This window comes from Mesorhizobium sp. WSM4841, from assembly GCF_055811515.1.
The window spans coordinates 313,205-330,717 of the sequence record NZ_JBVVQC010000003.1; the positions used below are offsets into that span (position 1 = coordinate 313,205).

19 protein-coding genes and 1 riboswitch are annotated in these 17,513 nt (G+C 61.3%); of the genes, 8 read left to right on the forward strand and 11 right to left on the reverse strand.

The window, feature by feature from the left end:
* Nucleotides 1-6: 6 nt before the first annotated feature.
* Complete coding sequence (locus tag AC0L14_RS05360) at nucleotides 7-1,011, reverse strand: ABC transporter substrate-binding protein (protein ID WP_473486625.1); 1,005 nt, start codon at nucleotides 1,009-1,011, stop codon at nucleotides 7-9.
* A gap of 255 nt (nucleotides 1,012-1,266) precedes the next feature.
* Between AC0L14_RS05360 and AC0L14_RS05365 the strand changes: the two genes are divergently transcribed.
* From AC0L14_RS05365 to AC0L14_RS05375, 3 genes are all read left to right on the forward strand, one after another.
* The gene (locus AC0L14_RS05365; RefSeq protein WP_473486626.1) at nucleotides 1,267-1,650 is read left to right on the forward strand and encodes a RidA family protein; all 384 of its coding nucleotides are present in this window, start codon (nucleotides 1,267-1,269) and stop codon (nucleotides 1,648-1,650) included.
* Between the two features lie 156 nt (nucleotides 1,651-1,806).
* Entirely contained in the window at nucleotides 1,807-2,610 is an 804-nt protein-coding gene (locus AC0L14_RS05370) for a creatininase family protein (protein ID WP_473485383.1), read from the forward strand.
* Nucleotides 2,611-2,768: 158 nt separating this feature from the next.
* Nucleotides 2,769-3,272: a GNAT family N-acetyltransferase gene (locus AC0L14_RS05375; protein WP_473748831.1), complete on the forward strand. Its 504-nt coding sequence runs from the start codon at nucleotides 2,769-2,771 to the stop codon at nucleotides 3,270-3,272.
* 68 nt (nucleotides 3,273-3,340) lie between these two features.
* Here AC0L14_RS05375 and AC0L14_RS05380 read toward each other — a convergent pair whose 3' ends face one another.
* Complete coding sequence (locus tag AC0L14_RS05380; protein WP_473485381.1) at nucleotides 3,341-3,850, reverse strand: tyrosine phosphatase family protein; 510 nt, start codon at nucleotides 3,848-3,850, stop codon at nucleotides 3,341-3,343.
* A complete protein-coding gene (cobD, locus tag AC0L14_RS05385) occupies nucleotides 3,847-4,896 on the reverse strand; it encodes a threonine-phosphate decarboxylase CobD (RefSeq protein ID WP_473485380.1) in 1,050 nt (349 codons plus the stop codon). Before cobD ends, AC0L14_RS05380 begins: the two co-directional genes overlap by 4 nt.
* Here cobD and cbiB point away from each other — a divergent pair.
* Nucleotides 4,895-5,863, forward strand: coding sequence for an adenosylcobinamide-phosphate synthase CbiB (cbiB, locus tag AC0L14_RS05390; RefSeq protein WP_473485379.1), 969 nt, complete (start codon nucleotides 4,895-4,897; stop codon nucleotides 5,861-5,863). The two genes, cobD and cbiB, sit on opposite strands and share 2 nt — an antisense overlap.
* Before the next feature lie 26 nt (nucleotides 5,864-5,889).
* Here the strand turns inward: cbiB and AC0L14_RS05395 are convergent, their stop codons facing one another.
* The 5 genes from AC0L14_RS05395 to AC0L14_RS05415 all read right to left on the reverse strand — a co-directional run bounded on the left by AC0L14_RS05395 (nucleotide 5,890) and on the right by AC0L14_RS05415 (nucleotide 8,681).
* Entirely contained in the window at nucleotides 5,890-6,204 is a 315-nt protein-coding gene (locus AC0L14_RS05395) for a hypothetical protein (RefSeq protein WP_473485378.1), read from the reverse strand.
* Between the two features lie 378 nt (nucleotides 6,205-6,582).
* Nucleotides 6,583-7,197 (reverse strand): cob(I)yrinic acid a,c-diamide adenosyltransferase, encoded by a 615-nt coding sequence (gene cobO, locus AC0L14_RS05400; protein ID WP_473526670.1) that lies wholly within the window; start codon nucleotides 7,195-7,197, stop codon nucleotides 6,583-6,585.
* 1 nt (nucleotide 7,198) lies between these two features.
* The gene (gene cobU, locus AC0L14_RS05405) at nucleotides 7,199-7,696 is read right to left on the reverse strand and encodes a bifunctional adenosylcobinamide kinase/adenosylcobinamide-phosphate guanylyltransferase (protein ID WP_473748872.1); all 498 of its coding nucleotides are present in this window, start codon (nucleotides 7,694-7,696) and stop codon (nucleotides 7,199-7,201) included.
* A 22-nt stretch (nucleotides 7,697-7,718) separates the two neighbouring features.
* Nucleotides 7,719-8,486, reverse strand: coding sequence for a CbtA family protein (locus AC0L14_RS05410; protein WP_473636774.1), 768 nt, complete (start codon nucleotides 8,484-8,486; stop codon nucleotides 7,719-7,721).
* Nucleotides 8,487-8,501: 15 nt separating this feature from the next.
* Nucleotides 8,502-8,681, reverse strand: coding sequence for a CbtB domain-containing protein (locus AC0L14_RS05415; protein WP_473485375.1), 180 nt, complete (start codon nucleotides 8,679-8,681; stop codon nucleotides 8,502-8,504).
* A gap of 37 nt (nucleotides 8,682-8,718) precedes the next feature.
* Nucleotides 8,719-8,935, reverse strand: a riboswitch (cobalamin riboswitch).
* A gap of 351 nt (nucleotides 8,936-9,286) precedes the next feature.
* Between AC0L14_RS05415 and AC0L14_RS05420 the strand changes: the two genes are divergently transcribed.
* Entirely contained in the window at nucleotides 9,287-10,279 is a 993-nt protein-coding gene (locus AC0L14_RS05420; protein WP_473636773.1) for an acetyltransferase domain-containing protein, read from the forward strand.
* Nucleotides 10,276-10,782, forward strand: coding sequence for a methyltransferase family protein (locus tag AC0L14_RS05425; RefSeq protein WP_473526666.1), 507 nt, complete (start codon nucleotides 10,276-10,278; stop codon nucleotides 10,780-10,782). Before AC0L14_RS05420 ends, AC0L14_RS05425 begins: the two co-directional genes overlap by 4 nt.
* An 87-nt stretch (nucleotides 10,783-10,869) precedes the next feature.
* Here AC0L14_RS05425 and AC0L14_RS05430 read toward each other — a convergent pair whose 3' ends face one another.
* Both AC0L14_RS05430 and mgtE read right to left on the reverse strand, forming a co-directional pair.
* Nucleotides 10,870-11,256: a MerR family transcriptional regulator gene (locus tag AC0L14_RS05430; protein ID WP_023685221.1), complete on the reverse strand. Its 387-nt coding sequence runs from the start codon at nucleotides 11,254-11,256 to the stop codon at nucleotides 10,870-10,872.
* A gap of 149 nt (nucleotides 11,257-11,405) precedes the next feature.
* Entirely contained in the window at nucleotides 11,406-12,836 is a 1,431-nt protein-coding gene (mgtE, locus tag AC0L14_RS05435; protein WP_473636772.1) for a magnesium transporter, read from the reverse strand.
* Between the two features lie 551 nt (nucleotides 12,837-13,387).
* On the opposite strand from mgtE, the gene AC0L14_RS05440 reads away from it, so the two are divergent.
* Both AC0L14_RS05440 and AC0L14_RS05445 read left to right on the forward strand, forming a co-directional pair.
* The gene (locus AC0L14_RS05440) at nucleotides 13,388-14,725 is read left to right on the forward strand and encodes a glycosyltransferase family 4 protein (protein WP_473748832.1); all 1,338 of its coding nucleotides are present in this window, start codon (nucleotides 13,388-13,390) and stop codon (nucleotides 14,723-14,725) included.
* Nucleotides 14,722-15,495 carry an HAD-IIB family hydrolase gene (locus tag AC0L14_RS05445; protein ID WP_473748833.1) on the forward strand — a complete coding sequence of 258 codons (774 nt, stop codon included), beginning with the start codon at nucleotides 14,722-14,724 and terminating at the stop codon, nucleotides 15,493-15,495. The genes AC0L14_RS05440 and AC0L14_RS05445 overlap by 4 nt, the downstream gene beginning before the upstream one ends.
* A gap of 22 nt (nucleotides 15,496-15,517) precedes the next feature.
* Here the strand turns inward: AC0L14_RS05445 and AC0L14_RS05450 are convergent, their stop codons facing one another.
* Nucleotides 15,518-17,233: a GH32 C-terminal domain-containing protein gene (locus tag AC0L14_RS05450; RefSeq protein WP_473748834.1), complete on the reverse strand. Its 1,716-nt coding sequence runs from the start codon at nucleotides 17,231-17,233 to the stop codon at nucleotides 15,518-15,520.
* Between the last annotated feature and the right edge of the window lie 280 nt (nucleotides 17,234-17,513).

The following is a 17,513-nucleotide window of genomic DNA, read 5'->3' on the forward strand; positions in this document are numbered from 1 at the left end:
TGAGCGCTATTTCTTCAGGTCGAGCCCGACGCCCTTGTTGACGAAGGCCAGCGTGTAGGACTTCTTGATATCGACGCCGGCCGGCACGACCTTGGCCTTGACCATCTTGTCGTAGAAGCTTTGGATGCGTGCGTCGGTCATCGCGCCGATGCCGAGTTTTTCCGTGTCGCCGGAATCGACGATACCGAATTTCTTCATCTGCTCGATCGAAAACGCGATCTGCTCATCCGTCATATCCGGATTTTCCTTCTTGATCATCTCGTTGGCGGCCTTGTTGTCGCCGTAGAGGTAGCTGTACCAACCCTTGGCCGAACCATCGACGAAGCACTGTACGACCTCGGGCCGCTTGTCGATCGTCTCCTGCATGGTCTCGACCGTGGTCGCATAGGTGTCCCAGCCATAGTCGGCCAGCAGGAACTGGTTCGGCGTGAAACCGCCCTGCTTCTGGACGGCGAACGGCTCCGAGGTGACATAGCCTTGCTGGATCGACTTCTGGTTGGCGATGAAGGGCGCCGGATTGAAGGTGTAGGGCACGCGTTTGGCGGCATCGAAACCGAGTTCCGTCACCATCCACTGGAAGAAGGTCTGCGCGCCCTCGTCGCCGAGGATGTACTGCTCGGCGTTTTTCAGATCCTCCCATTTGTCCAGGCCCTGGCCAGGCTGGGACATGATGACCTGCGGATCCTTCTGGAAGTCGGCGGCCACGACGCGCATCGGAATGCCCTGCTGCACGGCGTCGAACGCCGACAGCAAATTGCCGCCCATATAGAAATCGATCTTGCCGGCGAGCAGCAGCGGCCGGCCGCTGACCTGCGGGCCGCCTTGCATGATCGTCACGTCGACGCCGCACGCCGCATAGGTGCCGTCCGCCACAGCCTGGTAGTAGCCGCCATGTTCCGGTTCGGCCAGCCAGTTGGTGCCGAAGGTGACCTTCTCGTTCGCTGCTGCGCTCAGCGTACTTGCGGCAAGCAGCACGATCGCACCCGCCGAGATCTTAAATTTTCCGTCCATCCACACCACCCTTTATTGGCTCCGGCGCGCCACGCGCCGGGCTCGACACCATCGGTTCAAAGAAGCAAGACACATGCCATCGCCGGGACCGCCCGCCTGCGCAACAGTCGTGCGCGAAGGCCGGACGGGTCATGCTGTACCGAAGGCATCGTGCCTATTTTTTGAACGCCTGTCCACAATCGCCCTGATAGCATGCACTGCATCTTGAGGGGGCCGCCAATCCGGCTTTAGGCTCACATCAGATTGGAGATTTCCATGTTCAAATTCCTGACGCCGAAGTCGATCAAGCCGCCCTTCGCCCGCTATAGCCATGGCGTCGAGGTACCGCCCGGCAAACGGCTGGTGCTGTGTTCGGGCCAGGTCGCCATCACTCCGGACGATCAGATCCCGGAGGATGCCGGCGCACAGGCCAAACTCTGTTTCGGGAATATCGCCGCGATTCTCGGCGACGCCGGGCTTGGACTTTCCGACATCGTCCGCATCAACGCCTATGTCACCGACCGCGCCTTCCTGCGACCCTATATGGACGTTCGCGACCGCCTGTTCACCAGCCCGGCGCCGGCTTCGACGCTGATGATCGTCTCCGGTTTCGCCCGGCCGGAATTCAAGGTCGAGATCGAGATCATCGCGGCAGGGTGAAGGCTGAGAATCGACAGGCCAGTGATCTCAAGTTACACGACAAAGGCTGGTGCTGCCCCTCGTCCGCCTGGCAATCCCCCTCTCCCCGTCCTTCACGGGGAGAGGGTAAGGGTGAGGGGCAGCGCAGACGAGCATTCCGTATCTTCGAGGTTCAAAATGGCCGGAACAAACAAACGCGTGTGGTGGGGCGACTACCGGACCACCGAATACGCCACCATCGATCCGGAGGCGACGATCGCGGTTCTGCCGGTGGCGGCGATCGAACAGCACGGGCCGCATCTGCCGGTTTCGACCGACACCTCGATCATGAACGGCATGCTCGAAACGGTGATCGCTCGCTTGCCCGGCGATCTCGACATCCGCATCCTGCCGGTCCAGGCAGTGGGCAAGTCGAACGAGCACCTGCATGCGCCGGGAACCCTTACTCTGCCGCCGGCGACCTTAATCGAGGCCTGGACCGAGCTTGGCCTGTCGATCGCGCGGGCCGGGTTAAGGAAACTGATTGTCGTCAACTCGCATGGCGGCAACGAGGAGATCATGGGCATCATCACCCGCGAATTGCGCGTGCGGGCGAAGATGCTGGCGGTGAAGACAAGCTGGCAGCGCTTTGGCCGGCCGGCCGGCATGTATACAGAGCTTGAGGACCGCCACGGCATCCATGGCGGCGACGTCGAGACCTCGCTGATGCTGCATTTCCGGCCGGATCTGGTCGACATGGCAAAGGCCGACAATTTCGTGTCCAACGTCGCCCGCGCTGAAAAGGAATTTTCGCTGCTGCGCCACACCGGAACGCACGCCTTCGCCTGGATCGCCACCGATCTCAACCCGAACGGCGTGGTCGGCGACGCCAGCATTGCAACGGCCGAAAAAGGCAGGCTTACCGCCAACCATCAGGCTGACGGTTTCATCAGCCTGTTGAAGGATGTGCGCAAGGCGAAGCTGGCCGACTGGCTGGCCTAGGGGTCTACTTCAGGTCAAGGTGAGCCGAAATGCGGATTTCTGCACACGCCCCGCTTGAGGTTCACGGCAGACAGCCACTTTTGATGGCGCTAGTTTCCAGACCGTGCGTAAAGTAAAGTCTCGCCGGTTGTTGCTAGTCTCACATCCGTGGGTGCGCGATGGTTGTCGTCACAAAGGCACTGACGCTTGCTGACTTCCATGAAGCCCGCGCACTCATCGCGGAGATGGGTCAATGGGACGTTGCACAATGCGGCGTGCACGGTCTTCCGTCGGAAGACGTGATTTCCGCCTACTATTCTGACGATGCCGCGAGCTTGTTGGAAAAGTGCACCTTGCCCAGCACAGGGATGTACCTCGCTCGGATTGGCTCTGTGGCCTTGGGCTGCGTCGGCCACGTCAGCCATGGAGATGTTGCCGAGGTCGTTAAGCTCTTCGTGCGTCCTGAAGGACGAGGAAAAGGCGTAGGAGCCCGCCTCCTTGCGACGGCGCTCGATGCTATCGAGCAGTCCAAGTTCGCAAAAGTGAACCTGGTGACAATTTCATTCATGACGAGTGCTATCACTCTTTACCGCAAGTTCGGCTTTCAAGAGTGCGCACCGTTCGAACCAGCACCGAAGGGCTTGGAGGAGGCTACGCGATACATGGAAAGGGTCACCAAATAGTTTGGACGGCTGCCGTGAAAACAAGCGCAGCCCAGCCCGATCGGGACGGATCAGGCCTCTGACCAGAATCAGCCGTCTATCTTCAACGCAAAAGGCGTGCCTTCGAAGGCCTCCGCGCCGCGCCCGATCGCCTCGATCGCGCGGATCATGCGGCCGTTGCGATCAAGAAGCGCATCGGCGACCGCAACCAACCGCGGATTGGGTGTCGCCGTCGGCGACAGCGCGCGCAGCGTCTCGGCCAATTCAACCTCGCAGCGCTTCGGCGCCAGTGCTGCCGCGATGATGTAGGCCGAGGCGGTCGACCGGCTGATGCCGGCATAGCAATGCACGACCAGCGGCCGCGCCCGATCCCATCGGCGCGCGAAATCGAGCAGGTTGCGGACATGGATTTCGCCCGGCATGGTCATGCCCTCTTGCGCCACGGCAATGTCGTGCATGACCAGATGCAGATGGTTTTCCCGGGCGATCGAGGCCGGCCGCGTCACCTCGGTACCGGCGGCCAGCAGGGAAAGCAGCCGCTCGGCGCCGGTCTTCGCGACGGTTTCCTCGACTTTTGACAGCGAACAGACATGGATCATTGCTTGATCTCCTTGGTGTCGCGTTGTTGCGCCCAGTCGGCAAGAGCCAATTCGAGTCGCTGCCATTCCTCGTCCCCGCCCGGCAGCCCGGCGCGCAGCACATGCGGCCGGTCGGAGAAATGGCGGAGCAGGATGCCGCGCTCGCCAAGCACCGAAAACAAACCGGCGGCGTCCGCCAGCCTGATATAGCGGAACAGCGTGGTGCCGCCGGCAACAGCAACGCCGAAGCGGCCGAACAGCGCATCGACCCGCGCGGCATCCTCGGCCAGACGGCGCCGCATCTCGACCTGCCAATCCACGTCGGCAAGCGCGCGGATGCCATATTCGAGCGCCGGTCCGGCAACAGCCCACGGTCCGAATTGCGCCTGTAGCCGTTCGACTGTCAGCGCGTCGGCCAGTGCAAAGCCAAGCCGCAGGCCGGCGAGGCCAAAGAACTTGCCGAAGGAGCGCAGCACGACCATGCTGCCTTGCTCGACATCGCCGGCCAGGCTTTCCGCGCGCGGGCCGACATCCATGAAGGCTTCGTCGACGACCAGCACTCCGCCTTTGGCGCGCAATCTTCCGGCAAGCCCAAGCAGCTTCTTGCGTTCGATGACGCGCCCGTCCGGATTGTTGGGGTTGACGACGATGGCGAGGTCGGCTCCTGCCAGGGCCTCGAAATCGTCGACCTCCATCACCGCATGACCGACGATCGCCGCTGCCCGCTGATGTTCGGCATAAGTCGGCCCAAACACCAGCGCCTTGCCGGGGCTCGCCAGCGAGGCGACGCGCGGCAACAGGATCTGCGTGCCCGGTGCCGCCACCACATTCGCTGCCGATGGCGCGCCATAGGCGCTTGCCGCGACGTTGGCCAACTCACGGGCGCGCGAAGCTTCCGGCAATCTTGACAGAGCGGTGGCGGGCGGCTCGAAAAACGGGTAGGAGTGCGGATTGATACCGGTCGAGAGGTCGACGAAGGGCTGCGGCGCATTGGGAAAAAGCGCCAACGCCCGGCCAAGGCTTCCGCCGTGATCCAACACTGCCGCCGCTCCATCAAGAGACTTCATGTCGATCCTGATCGCTTTCCTGTCACTGGTTGTTGAATTCGCTGTCGGCTACCCGGGCTGGCTGCTTGGCGCCATCGGCCATCCCGTCACCTGGTTCGGTAGGCTGATATCCTTTCTCGACCGCAGGCTCAACCGCGCCATTGATTCCGACGCCGTCCGTCGTCGGCGCGGCATTGATGCACTGCTGATCATCGTGCTGGTGCCGGCCACCATCGCTTTCGCGGTTGAAACCGTGCTTTCGGGCATTCCAGCCGGACTGGTCCTCACGGCAATTCTGGCGACATCGCTGCTGTCGCAGAAGAGCCTGGCCGAGCATGTCGAGCAGGTGGCCGACGGACTCGACAATGGCGGGCTCGACATCGGCCGTGCTGCCGTTTCACGGATCGTCGGCCGCGATCCGAAAAAGCTCGACAAAGCCGGCGTCTGCCGCGCGGCGATCGAAAGCCTGGCCGAGAATTTTTCCGACGGCGTCGTCGCGCCCGTCTTCTGGATCGGCGTCGGTGGGCTGGCCGGCGGCGTCGCCTACAAGGCTGCCAACACCGCCGATTCGATGATCGGCCACCGCACGCCGCGCCACGAGGCCTTCGGCCAGGCGGCAGCGCGCTTCGACGATCTGATCAACCTGCCGGCGTCGCGGCTGACCGCGCTGCTCATCGTGCTGGCCGCCTTCTTCGTCAAAGACGCCGATGCCGGCAACGCCTGGCGCACAGTGCTGCGCGACGCGAAAAAACACCGCTCGCCCAACGCCGGCTGGCCTGAGGCCGCGATGGCCGGCGCGCTCGGGTTGGCGCTCGCCGGGCCGCGCTCCTATGACGGCGTCATGGTCGACGATGCATTCATGGGCGAAGGCGGCCACCGCGATGCCGAGAGTGTCGACATCAGGCGGGCACTGAAACTCTACCGGGTAGCCGACTTTCTGCTGATCGCGCTGTTCGGCTTGCTGTCGGTGATTGTTATCGCTGCGTGACGCCCGAATGGGTCGGCAAACCCGACCTACCAAGTAACACGGACTTCCTTTGCGCTTGGATCGGCTGCCTCGCCAAACCTTTTGATCGCGTATCCACCGGCAGCTACGGGAAAAGATCTCAATACGGGTTCGACTACAACAAAAAGTCGTTCAGCGTTTGGCCCATACATGTAGAGGATGCATTCGCCCTCACCAAACAAGTCACCGTCAAACTCGCCGACCGACGCATCCTCGATAGCTTTCTCTAGCCGATCCTCGAGCGCGTAAATGGATTCGCGTTCTTGCGACGCTCCAAATTGACCGTCCTTCAGAAGAAGATAGACGATTACCGCCTGTTCCACGAACAATCTCCAGCTTGCCTAGCGATCAGAATTCTATCCCCTGCCATAAGGCGGGCGCCGAAACTCTACAGGGTCGCCGACCTAGTGCTGACGCGCTGTTCGGGAGATCTCGGCGGTCGTCATTATGGCGTGATCGACGCTCGAGATCGAGCGCAAAACAAAAACCCGCCTCGCGAGCGGGTCGGCGGTGCGAATCAGCACTATAGAAGAATCAGTATCATAGCTGCCGGCACAAAGCAAGAACAATACAGCTTGAGGTTGTCGAAAACCGCAGGTGAGATCCGATCTCCCCCGCAAGGGGAGATCGGCAATTTTACCAGCGTCACCGCCACCAGCACCGCAATGCTTGAGGGTGCCCTGCCGAAGCGCAATCACCCCTCAGAATTCAATCCCTTGCTGCGCCTTAACGCCGGCGGAAAAGTGATGTTTGGTCACGCCCATCTCGGTGACCAGATCGGCGGCATCGACCAGCGCCGGTTTGGCGTTGCGGCCGGTGACGACGACATGCAGGTTTTCGCGGCGCCCTTTCAGCGACGCCACCACTTTGTCGAGATCGAGATAATTGTAGCGCAGCGCGATATTCAGCTCGTCGAGCACCAGAAGGCTGATCGATGGATCGGCCATCAGTTCGAGCGCCTTGGCCCAAGCGGACTCGGCGGCGGCGATATCGCGCTTCAGATCCTGCGTCTCCCAGGTGAAACCCTCGCCCATCGTGTGCCAGACGACCCGGTCGCCGAAGGCGGCAAAGGCGTCCTTCTCGCCGGTGTGCCATTTGCCCTTGATGAACTGGACGACGCCGACGCGCCTGCCGTAGCCGAGCATCCTCAGCGCCAGCCCGAAGGCGGCAGTGGTCTTGCCCTTGCCGGGCCCGGTGTTGACGATCAGCAGCCCCTTCTCGACCGTCTTTGCCGCGACCTCTGCGTCCTGCACCGCCTTGCGCTTGGCCATCTTGGCGCGGTGGCGTTCCTCGTCCCTGTCGTCGATATCGGTCATCTCATTTCACCTTGAGCGGCAGTCCCGCCACCATCAGCAGCACTGTGCCGGCGACGGCCGCGACCTGCTGGTTGAGCCGGCCGGCGGCATCGCGAAACCGGCGAGCCAGCGCATTGTCGGGCACGATGCCCTGGCCAACCTCGTTGGAAACCACGAACCATGGCCCGCGCGGCCGCGACAGCACATCGGCCAGCCCTCGGCATTCGGCCTCAATGTCGCGTTCGGCCAGCATATGGTTGGTCAGCCACAGCGTGAGGCAATCGACGAGGACAGGCCGGCCGTCAGGCAACGCCTCAATCGCGCCGACGAGATCGAGTGGCGCGTCGATGGTCGTCCAACCCTCGCCGCGCCGCGACCGATGCAGCGCGATACGCTCGCGCATCTCGTCGTCATAGGCTTGCGCCGTAGCGATATAGGCCCACGGCGCCGGACAGGCCGTCACCAGTCTTTCGGCATGCGCGCTCTTGCCGGAGCGCGCACCGCCGATGACCAGGGTCAGCTTGCCGCCGGGAGCAGCGCGATCAGGCAAAGCTGTCGCGCAGGCCGGTCGTGCTGCCGGTCAAGCGGCCGCGCACCACGCCGACGACGGCGCCGAGCACCAGCCAGAACACCAGATTGGTCAGTGTCACCGCCACCACGAACTGGTGGTGCAGGGCTTCCGGGATCGGCGATTCAAAACTGTCGGGCTGCGGCGCGCCGACGATATGCGGCGCCACGATCCACGCCACGGCAAGCAGCGCCAGCGGCAGGGATTTGCGAAAGGCGAGCAGCCCAAGACCGGCCGCTGTCGCTACCACAGTTGCCGTCCACCAGATCTGGCGCTGGGCGAGATCGGCAGCCGGCATAGCCGGCAGTTCGGGAGGCAGGCCAAGGTTCGGAGCCAGCGTGAACACAGCAAAGCCGGCAAGGCCCCAGAACAGGCCCTGACGCCAATTGCCGATGCCGCCGGCGAACTCCGAAGCGGCGACCAGGATCAGCGCAAAGCCGATGCCGGTGACGACGTTGGCAACGACGTTGAAGGCGAAGCGCTCGAAACCGTCGGCCGGCGCCCAGCCTTCGTCTTCCGCAGCCGGAGCGGCCGGTTCGGCGCTACTCATGGCATTGGCGTCCGTGGCGTTCGCGGCCGGCGCCGCGGCGTGGTCATGCGTGTGGCCACCGCCGGCCTGCTCGTAGACTTCCGCCTTGAGAATGAGCGGCACGGTGGCGTAGGCCTGCATGCAGGCGAGAACGACGCCAGCCACAAGCCCTGCGATCGCCGCGATGAACACGACGTTGCGAAACAGTGTCATGATGTCGGCCCCTCGTCAGTGGCAGGGAAACGCCATCGAATGGCGATAGTCGTGGGCGGCATTGTGGACCGCATCGATATGCGAGAAGCCGACAAAGCCCATGACGAAAATGCCGAGAAATGCAGCAAGCGCCAGCTGCACGAAGCGCGACTGCGAGGAGACGGAAGCGACGAGCGAGACGGAAGCGGTATTCATGTCTTGTCCTTTCGCCCTCCACCCGAGGGCATAGAAATCAGTTCTCCTGTCGCCGGCAGGTCTCCTGGCTCGCGGATCAGCGCCCTTCCCCACCTTCCCGAAGAAGCTCTTCCCGAAAGAAACTCTTCAGTGGCATATGGAGAGGACTACCGCACACAGTTGCGGGGGCAGCCACGGCATTGGGCGAATTTTGCCCTTACCGCATTCCCTTTAGAGCGCCGTGCGTCCGAATGGACGCACAAAGGACGCTCTAACACTTAGACTCTGCGCATGACCTTTCCGGAACCGATTCCGGTTCCGGGTTCATGCGCGGTTCCAAACGGAACCGACGACAGCCGCGACTATAGGCAGAATCGCCGTGCCCGGCAAACCAAATTCCGCCAGCTACCAGCGCGAATGCGCCGTCTCTGGAACCAGCCGGCCGGCGCCACGAGGCCGGAGTGCTGATGCCCGAGGAATATGGCCCGCATCGCTTCTAATGGGTGCGTCAGCGGCATACGGCGCTTTCACCGACGCCCTGAGCATCAACGGGATTTGGCCCTGTCTTCTTTTGTCTGGGGCAACCATGATAGTCGTCTTGCAGTGCTGAATCAGATTGCGAGACCATGAGCATTTCTACGCCGACCGTTCAGGACCGATCCAAGCGCATCATCGCCATCGACGTCGCCCGCGGCGTCGCTTTGCTTGCCATGGCGAGTTACCATTTCACCTGGGATCTCGAATTCTTTGGCTACACCGATCCCGGCCTGACCGCCTTCGGCTGGTGGAAATTCTACGCGCGCTGCATCGCTTCGACCTTTCTGTTCCTGGTCGGCGTCAGCCTGTTCCTCGCCCATGGCAAACTGATCCGCTGGGACGGCTTCTGGAAACGCTTCGCCATGGTCGCCGGGGCGGCGCTCGCCATATCGGCTGCCACGAGGCTTGCCACGCCGGACAGTTTCATCTTTTTCGGTATCCTGCATGAGATCGCGCTCGCCAGCCTGCTCGGCCTGGCGTTCCTGCGGCTGCCGGCGCTGCTGACGCTGGTTATGGCAGCTTTCGTCATAACCGCGCCGCTCTACCTCAGGTCCGAGACCTTCGACCATCCGGCCCTGTGGTGGGTCGGCCTGTCGGCAACCAACCCGCGCTCCAACGATTATGTCCCGCTGTTGCCATGGTTCGGCGCTGTGCTTGCGGGCATCGCGACGGCAAAACTCGCCTCCGCCTCCGGCCTGCTGACGCGGTTGGCAGGCCTGACGCCCGGCAGCTGGACAAATCCGCTGGTCTTTATCGGCCGGCACAGCCTCGCCTTCTATCTGATCCACCAGCCGGTGCTGATCGGCTCGATCTGGCTTTTTTCGCAAGTCATGCCGGCACCGGTCGAGACCAGGCAGGTCACCTTCCTGAAAGAATGCCAGACTTCGTGCGAGCAATCGCGCGACACGGAGTTCTGCTCCAGCTATTGTGTGTGCATGCTCGATACACTCGAGGGCGAGGCCACGCTTGATCAGCTCTACCGCAACGACCAGGCTGCGGAATGGAAGGCACATCTCGACGAGCTCGCCGGCGCCTGCACTGCCAAAGCCGACAGCACTTTGATGGAGGGAGGAGCACAATGACCGACCATCAACAGAAACCTGGGCAACAGAAACCGGGGCAGCCGAAACCGGGGTTTATACCGTGGCCGCCGCTGATCTATGTCGCGGCCATCGCCGTCAGCATCGCGCTTGGCTTGCTCTATCCGCTGCCATGGATCGGCGGCCTTCTGGGCGACATCCTGTTCGCGGCCGGCTGGGTGGCATTGTTCGGCGTCGTCGCACTCTGGTTCACGGCAATCCGCACCATGATCCGGGCAAAGACGACGCTCCACCCAAACGCCGTGCCGGATCACCTGGTCACATCTGGCCCCTTCGCCGTCAGCCGCAACCCGATATATCTGGCCAACACGCTGCTGATGATCGGCGTCGCCCTTATCTCGGGGATCGTATGGTTCCTGCCGCTGGCGATCATCGCCGCCTTCGCAACGCAGAAGATGGCGATCGAGGGCGAGGAAAGAGTTCTGACGGCGAAATTCGGCAAGAAATACCGGGATTACGCTAAAAAGGTGCGGCGCTGGATTTGAAGCGTGCGGCAAGGTCTTTTTAAGAATTCGCTCTGGCAGAAAACCACACTAGCTGGCCGCCAGAGTAGAATTGTCAAAAAAGGCCGCTCACGTGTTGACGCCGAGCTCCACCAATCGCTCGACGCAGGATTCCTCGGCCTGATCGAGTTCCGCCAGCGTCTCTTCGAGGTCGCGGCGCTTCTGGCGCAGATCCTCGCGCTTTTCCTCGATGCGTTTGATCATCAGGTTGAGCTGACCGACCTCCCCGGGCGGCTCCTTGTACATCTGGATGATTTCGCGGATTTCGTTGATCGAAAAGCCGAGCCTCTTGCCGCGCATGATCTGGCGGATGAGATGCCGGTCCGACGGGCGAAACAGCCGCGTGCGGCCGCGCCGCACCGGCTGCACCAGCCCTTCGTCCTCGTAGAAGCGCAGCGTCCGCGTCGAAACATCGAATTCGCGGGTCAGTTCGGTTATCGAATAATATTCCCGCATCGTCACTCCAAAAGCCCGGATAGCGGCGCGATCGCCCATTATGCGGCGATGCCCTTCATTCACAAAAGGGCTCGTCCCGCACCGGAATCGACCGGCAGCTCTCCATCGAAACCTCGCACGCAACTTACGTAAAAGTCAATTGAAGGGCCTTATCCGGCTCCCGCGCCCAGATGCAGCCACCAGGTGGCAAGGCTAAGGAAGGCGAGGAAACCGATAACGTCGGTAATCATCGTCGTGAAGATTGATGATGAAATCGCCGGATCGGCGCCGAGCCTGTCGAGGAACAGCGGAAGCAGAATGCCACCGAGTGCCGCAGCCAGCATGTTGACGATCATCGCCGCGGCAATGACGAAACCGAGATCGGGATTGTGAAACCAGAAGCCGGCGACCAGCCCGAGGATCGTTGCAATGACCATGCCATTCAGCAGGCCGACCACAACCTCGCGGCGAATGACGCGACCGGCATTGTAGATATCGAGGTCGCGTGTGGCGAGCGCGCGCACGGTCACTGTCATCGTCTGCGTACCGGCGTTGCCGCCCAGCGAGGCGACGATCGGCATCAGTGCGGCAAGTGCGACCATTTCCTCGATCGTTGCACCAAACATACTGATCACCGAGGCCGAGATGAAGGCCGTACCGAGATTGACGAGCAGCCACGGAACGCGCGAGCGCGAAGTCGAAAGAATGCTGTCCGACAGTTCTTCGTCGCCGACACCGCCCATGCGCAGCAGATCCTCCTCGGCCTCCTGCTGGATGACGTCGACCACGTCGTCGATGGTCAGCACGCCGACCAGCCGCTCGTTCTCGTCGACGACGGCGGCGGAGAGAAGGTCGTATTGTTCGAATTCGCGCGCTGCCTCTTCCTGGTCCATCGTGGCCGGAATGGCGTGCCTGGTCTCATGCATGACCTCTTCGACCTTGATCGAGCGCTTAGTGCGCAGGATCTGGTCGAGATCGATGGCGCCGAGCAGCTTGAAGCTCGGATCGATGACGAAAATCTGGCTGAAGCGGTCGGGAAGGTTATTGTCCTCGCGCATATAGTCGATGGTCTGGCCGATCGTCCAGAACGGCGGCACCGCGACGAACTCCGTCTGCATGCGGCGGCCGGCGGTCTCTTCGGGATAGTCGAGCGAGCGGCGCAGCCTGATCCGCTCGGTGAACGGCAGTTGCGACAGGATCTCGTCCTGGTCTTCCTTTTCGAGATCCTCAAGAATGTAGACCGCGTCGTCGGAATCGAGATCCTGCACCCCCTGGGCAATCTGCGCGTTGGGCAGACTGTCGACGATGTCGCGGCGGATCGCCTCGTCGACCTCGGTCAGCGCGGAAAAGTCGAAATCGGCGCCCAACAAGTCGACCAGCGCGCGGCGTTGTTCGGGATGAAGCGCCTCGAGCAGATCGCCGAGTTCCGATTGGTGCAGGTCGTCGACTTCACGCTTCAGCGTCAGCGTGTCGCGATCGGCGATCGCTGCGCCGATCTGGGCCAAGAACGACGACAGAATGGCGCCGTCCTCGCCATAAATGTCGGCATGGCTGCCCTCAGCGGCCCTGGCGCCGGTCGTCTGTTCGTCCTGGCTTTCCACCAGCGCCTCCCGCCATCAGAATTCCGGAAAAGGTGCCTGTCACGTCTAGAACATTGGACCCAGAAGTGGAAACCGGTTTTGGGAAAAATCCGATGCTCAAACACAAAGATAGTGCGGCGGCACGATTCGACCTGAGAGTCCGCCTCTATGGCGCAACGCGTGGAATATCAAACGAAATACGCCCTTCCCCACCGTGGAGCGAAGGCTGGTGCAACCGGATCGCCCGACAGACGTTGATGCCGCACTCGGCCCTCTCCGCAAGGACGCGAAGGCTCAGGCGATGAGGTCAGAGACCAACGGGCGCAAGGGATGACAGACTGATCGAATTGGCAGCCGTTGGACACCGTAAATCCTCGAAGAACCGTCGAACGTCGATTCCAGGCAACTCGGTGACCGAAATATGCGACAGAGCCGGTTTGCCTTACCATCACGTCAAATGCGTTGACCTGAGCGCATGCTCGGAATTTGCGAATGGAGGGTGGAATCCTTATAGTTGTGAATTGGCGCACGCTTTCGACTGCGGGCGTGCAGAATCGTAGAGAAGGATACAGATGCCGGACGTCAACTCGGATGCGGCGACACCTCGAATTGCACTCATTTCAACCCACGGCTACGTAGCTGCCAACCCACCACTCGGCGCGGCCGATACCGGCGGACAGGTGGTCTACGTCCTGGAACTTGCAAAAAAGCTGGCCCAGTTGGGCTATGCCGTCGATATCTGGACGCGGCGATTTGAAGACCAGCCTCCTGTCGATGAAGTGGCAGACGGGGTTCGTGTCCTGCGTGTCGCCTGTGGCGGACGCGATTTTATTCCGAAGGAATATCTTCACCGCCACCTTCTCGAGTGGTGTGAAAACGCGCTGCGCCTGATTCGCAGGGAAAACCTCTCCTACGACTTCATCAACAGCCACTACTGGGATGCGGGCGTGGCGGGGCAGCGACTGTCGGAAGCGCTCACTATCCCGCACATCCATACGCCGCATTCCCTCGGCATATGGAAGCAGCGCCAGATGAAGACGGACTACCCGGACAAGGCCGATACATTCGAGGCCGAGTTCAATTTCACCGAGCGCATAAAGCACGAGACGATCATCTATCGAAGCTGCGCCATGGTGATTGCAACAACGCCGCCGCAGGTGGATATGCTGATCGAGGACTACAGTCTCGAGCGCGACCGCGTGCACATGATCCCGCCCGGTTACGACGACAACCGGTTCTTCCCCGTCAGCGAGGCGTCTCGCCGGTTGATCCGCCATCGGCTCGGCTTCGAAGGGCGAACGATCCTGGCGCTCGGCCGGCTCGCCACCAACAAGGGCTACGACCTGCTGATCGATGCGTTTTCCGTGGTGGCGCCGCGTGTGCCGGATGCGGTCCTGAGGCTCGCTGTCGGCGGCGAGAACATGGACGAGCAGGAACAAAAGATCCTGAACCAGCTCAAGGAACAGGTTGAACAGCTAGGCTTGCAGGACCGTGTCGTCTTCTCAGGCTATGTTGCCGACGAGGATCTGGCCGACACTTATCGGGCGGCGGACATGTTCGTCCTGTCAAGTCGCTACGAGCCGTTCGGCATGACCGCGATCGAGGCGATGGCCTGCGGAACGCCCACCGTGGTTACGATCCATGGCGGCCTCTATCGCGGGATCAGCTATGGCCGACATGCGCTCTTCGGTGATCCGTTCGACAAGGAGGATCTCGGCATCACCATCGTCAAGCCTATGAAGCACCCGCGCCTCTACGGTCGCCTGGGCCGCATGGGTGCGCACAAGGCGCGCAGCCTGTTCACCTGGACAGGTATCGCGCAGCAACTGGTCAGCCTTGTCGAGGGACGTCCGGTGTTGAAGGCGGTCGACGACCATGATTGGGACGAGCCGTGGAACGACGGCGATTGAAACCGATCGCGCTTCTTTCGAGTGATCTCGACGGAACTCTGGCGGGCGATCCGCCGGCGACGTCACGCTTTCGGTCAAAATGGGAAGCGCTCGATCCCGAGCACCGGCCGGTTCTCGTCTACAACAGCGGTCGTCTGGCCGACGACATTTTGAACTTCGTCGATGAAGTCGCCCTGCCAGCGCCGGACTACGTGATCGGCGGTGTCGGTACGATGCTCGCCGGTCCGCGGCACGCCTCGCGCCTCGCACATTTTACTGATTTGAGCCACTTTACCCAGAGGTTTTCGGAAGGCTGGTCTCTTGAAAAGGTCGATGCGGTGCTCGGATCGCTCGAAGACACCGTCCGTCAACCCGACGGCTATCAACACGCCTTCAAATCGAGTTGGTTCCTGCTCGACGCAAGTCCGGAAGCCCTTGCCAGCATCGAGCGTGCTCTGGCCGAAGCCGGCCTGTCGGTGACGATGGTTTATTCGAGTGGACGCGATCTCGACATCCTGCCGCGTTCAGCAGACAAGGGGCAGGCGCTGGCCTGGCTCTGCAATGAACTCGGCATCGGTCTGGATGAGGTGGTGGTCGCCGGCGATACCAACAACGATCGCAGTATGTTCGACCTGCCGGGTGCGCGTGGGATTGTCGTTGCCAATGCCCTTCCCGAACTGCTTGACATGGCGCGGGACAACCCGCTGATTTACAGCGCGAAGAAACAGTTCGCCCTTGGCGTCGTCGAAGGCCTCGCTCATTGGTCGGTGTTTGCGGACGCCCGATCCTGAGCTGAAAATATTGATCTCCCTGTCAAGGTTTGAGCGCCCATACCGTCGCGTGTAGAACGGCCCCCGTCTCGGCGATGAGACGTGCCGATTGTACCGGCTCAAAACCGCTGATCCGCTTCGTGCCAGCCCAACGGCCGCGATCCGCGAAAACCTCGATCGATCCGTAGTCGAGGAATATCCGCAGCCGTTTTGGACGGGCTCCCTTGGCGATATAGTGAGGAGATTCCGCTGCGCCGCCGTCTTCATGACAAATGGCAAGTCCCTCGTCGTCAACCACAACTTCAAGTCGGACAGTTGGATGTTGGAGTTTCAGGCGGAAATGGGCACCCGGCCTTTCCAACTCGAACAGGATTTCGACCGCGCCATTGATAAAGCTTACCTGTTCTCCGGCTGCGAGGCGTGTCCGGTCCAGAATATGGCTCCGCAGGCTCTCGGCTGCTCCGATGGGCGGGGTATGCAACTCGCCTGCAGATAGATGGATGCTGCGAGGCAACGTCATGGCAGTGGGGAAATCGATCGCCGGTCCGGTATCGGCCCAGTTGGCAAGCCATCCTATACCGACAATGGCATCACCGTCGACGAAGGCCTGGAAGGCGTAATTATCTGTCCCGAAGTCCAGTTCCTGTTCGAATTCCTTGGCAAACGTCCGACCATCGAACCAACCGACAATGGCTATTGTCAGGTTCTTGCGCCGGGTGGACTGGTCCTCACTGTTCATCAGCCCGAGAATTAGAACCCAGCGCGTCGCGGGATCGGTCGCAGGCCCGTCGAGCGGCAGCAGACAGGGACATTCGATCGCCGTCGTCCGATAGTGTTTCTCGACCAGAAGCTTGCCGATATATGTCCAGCCGGTGGCGGCCGTATGGTCATGGGTTTCGTAGAGCAGGACAACGCCGCCCTCATCGCTCTGGCTGCCCAGCAGCATTTTCCAACGGCCATCCGGTCCCTTGAAGACGTACGGGTCGCGAAAATCGGTGGTCAATCCCTCGTCAAGCGGGCGGTAGGGCAGGATGACGTCGGCATTTCCCGCCGTGATAAGGTCGCTGGAAGTGGCGGTGAGCTGGATTTGCTGCTCTGGGATACGGTCCTGTACCTGCTCGGTGAAAAAGACGCGAATACCCGGGCCATCGGCAAGCGGGACGGCTGAGCCGGAATATGCACCGCCCCGTTTGTCGGGCCTTGCGGTAAGATCTTCCGACGGGAACAGGAAGATGGGCATGTGACGCCACCGCAAATAGTCGGAAGATACGGCGTGGCCCCAATGCATCGTATTCCACCGAAGTCCATGGGAATAATGCTGGTAAAAGAGATGTGGGCGACCTCCAAACCGACCGAATCCGTTTGGATCGTTCATCCAGCCGAACGGCGGGCGAAAATGATAGCTGTCAGGGATGTTCGGCGGCGCATTTCCGGGATTGGTGTGGAGAACTGTAATGCCTGTCTCCAGCACGTCGGCCAATGCGAACCAGTAGGCAACCGATACCGAGGTTTGATCCGTGTCGTAGTCCAGTTCGACACTGCCGCCGCCGAAGACGTGAAAAATTCTGAATTCATACTCTTCGGCGTTGGTAACGCTCACTTCGCCGAACTTGCCACGGACATTGGAAAAAGACAGCGAGCCCGGAGCGTCCGGCTTGGTCGCCTTAATCCAGATATGGAACGTGGCGTTGACTGGCAGGTCGGCATGCAGGCTTCGAATGGTGTCCCCTCCTGCAATCCTCACCTGGATGTCATTCATAAGGATGGCTCCGTTCCGTGCGGCTTTCCCGGACAGATCGAGTATCAAACCGGGTTCTCGACCTCGAAATGCGTTGCAGAAGGTTAAGGCTGGATTTTGACTTTGGCAAAGTCATTCCCCGGATCGACAGTTTCTTGACTTCAATCGCTGCGCGGATCGCGCCTGATCTCGCGGCCGAAGAAGGATGACAGCCCGGAGAGCATGATTGCATTGTCCGACAGCGCAAGACTTCTCTTTTCCGCGAGTTTCGACCTCGCGGATTTGTCGTCCCATATGCAGA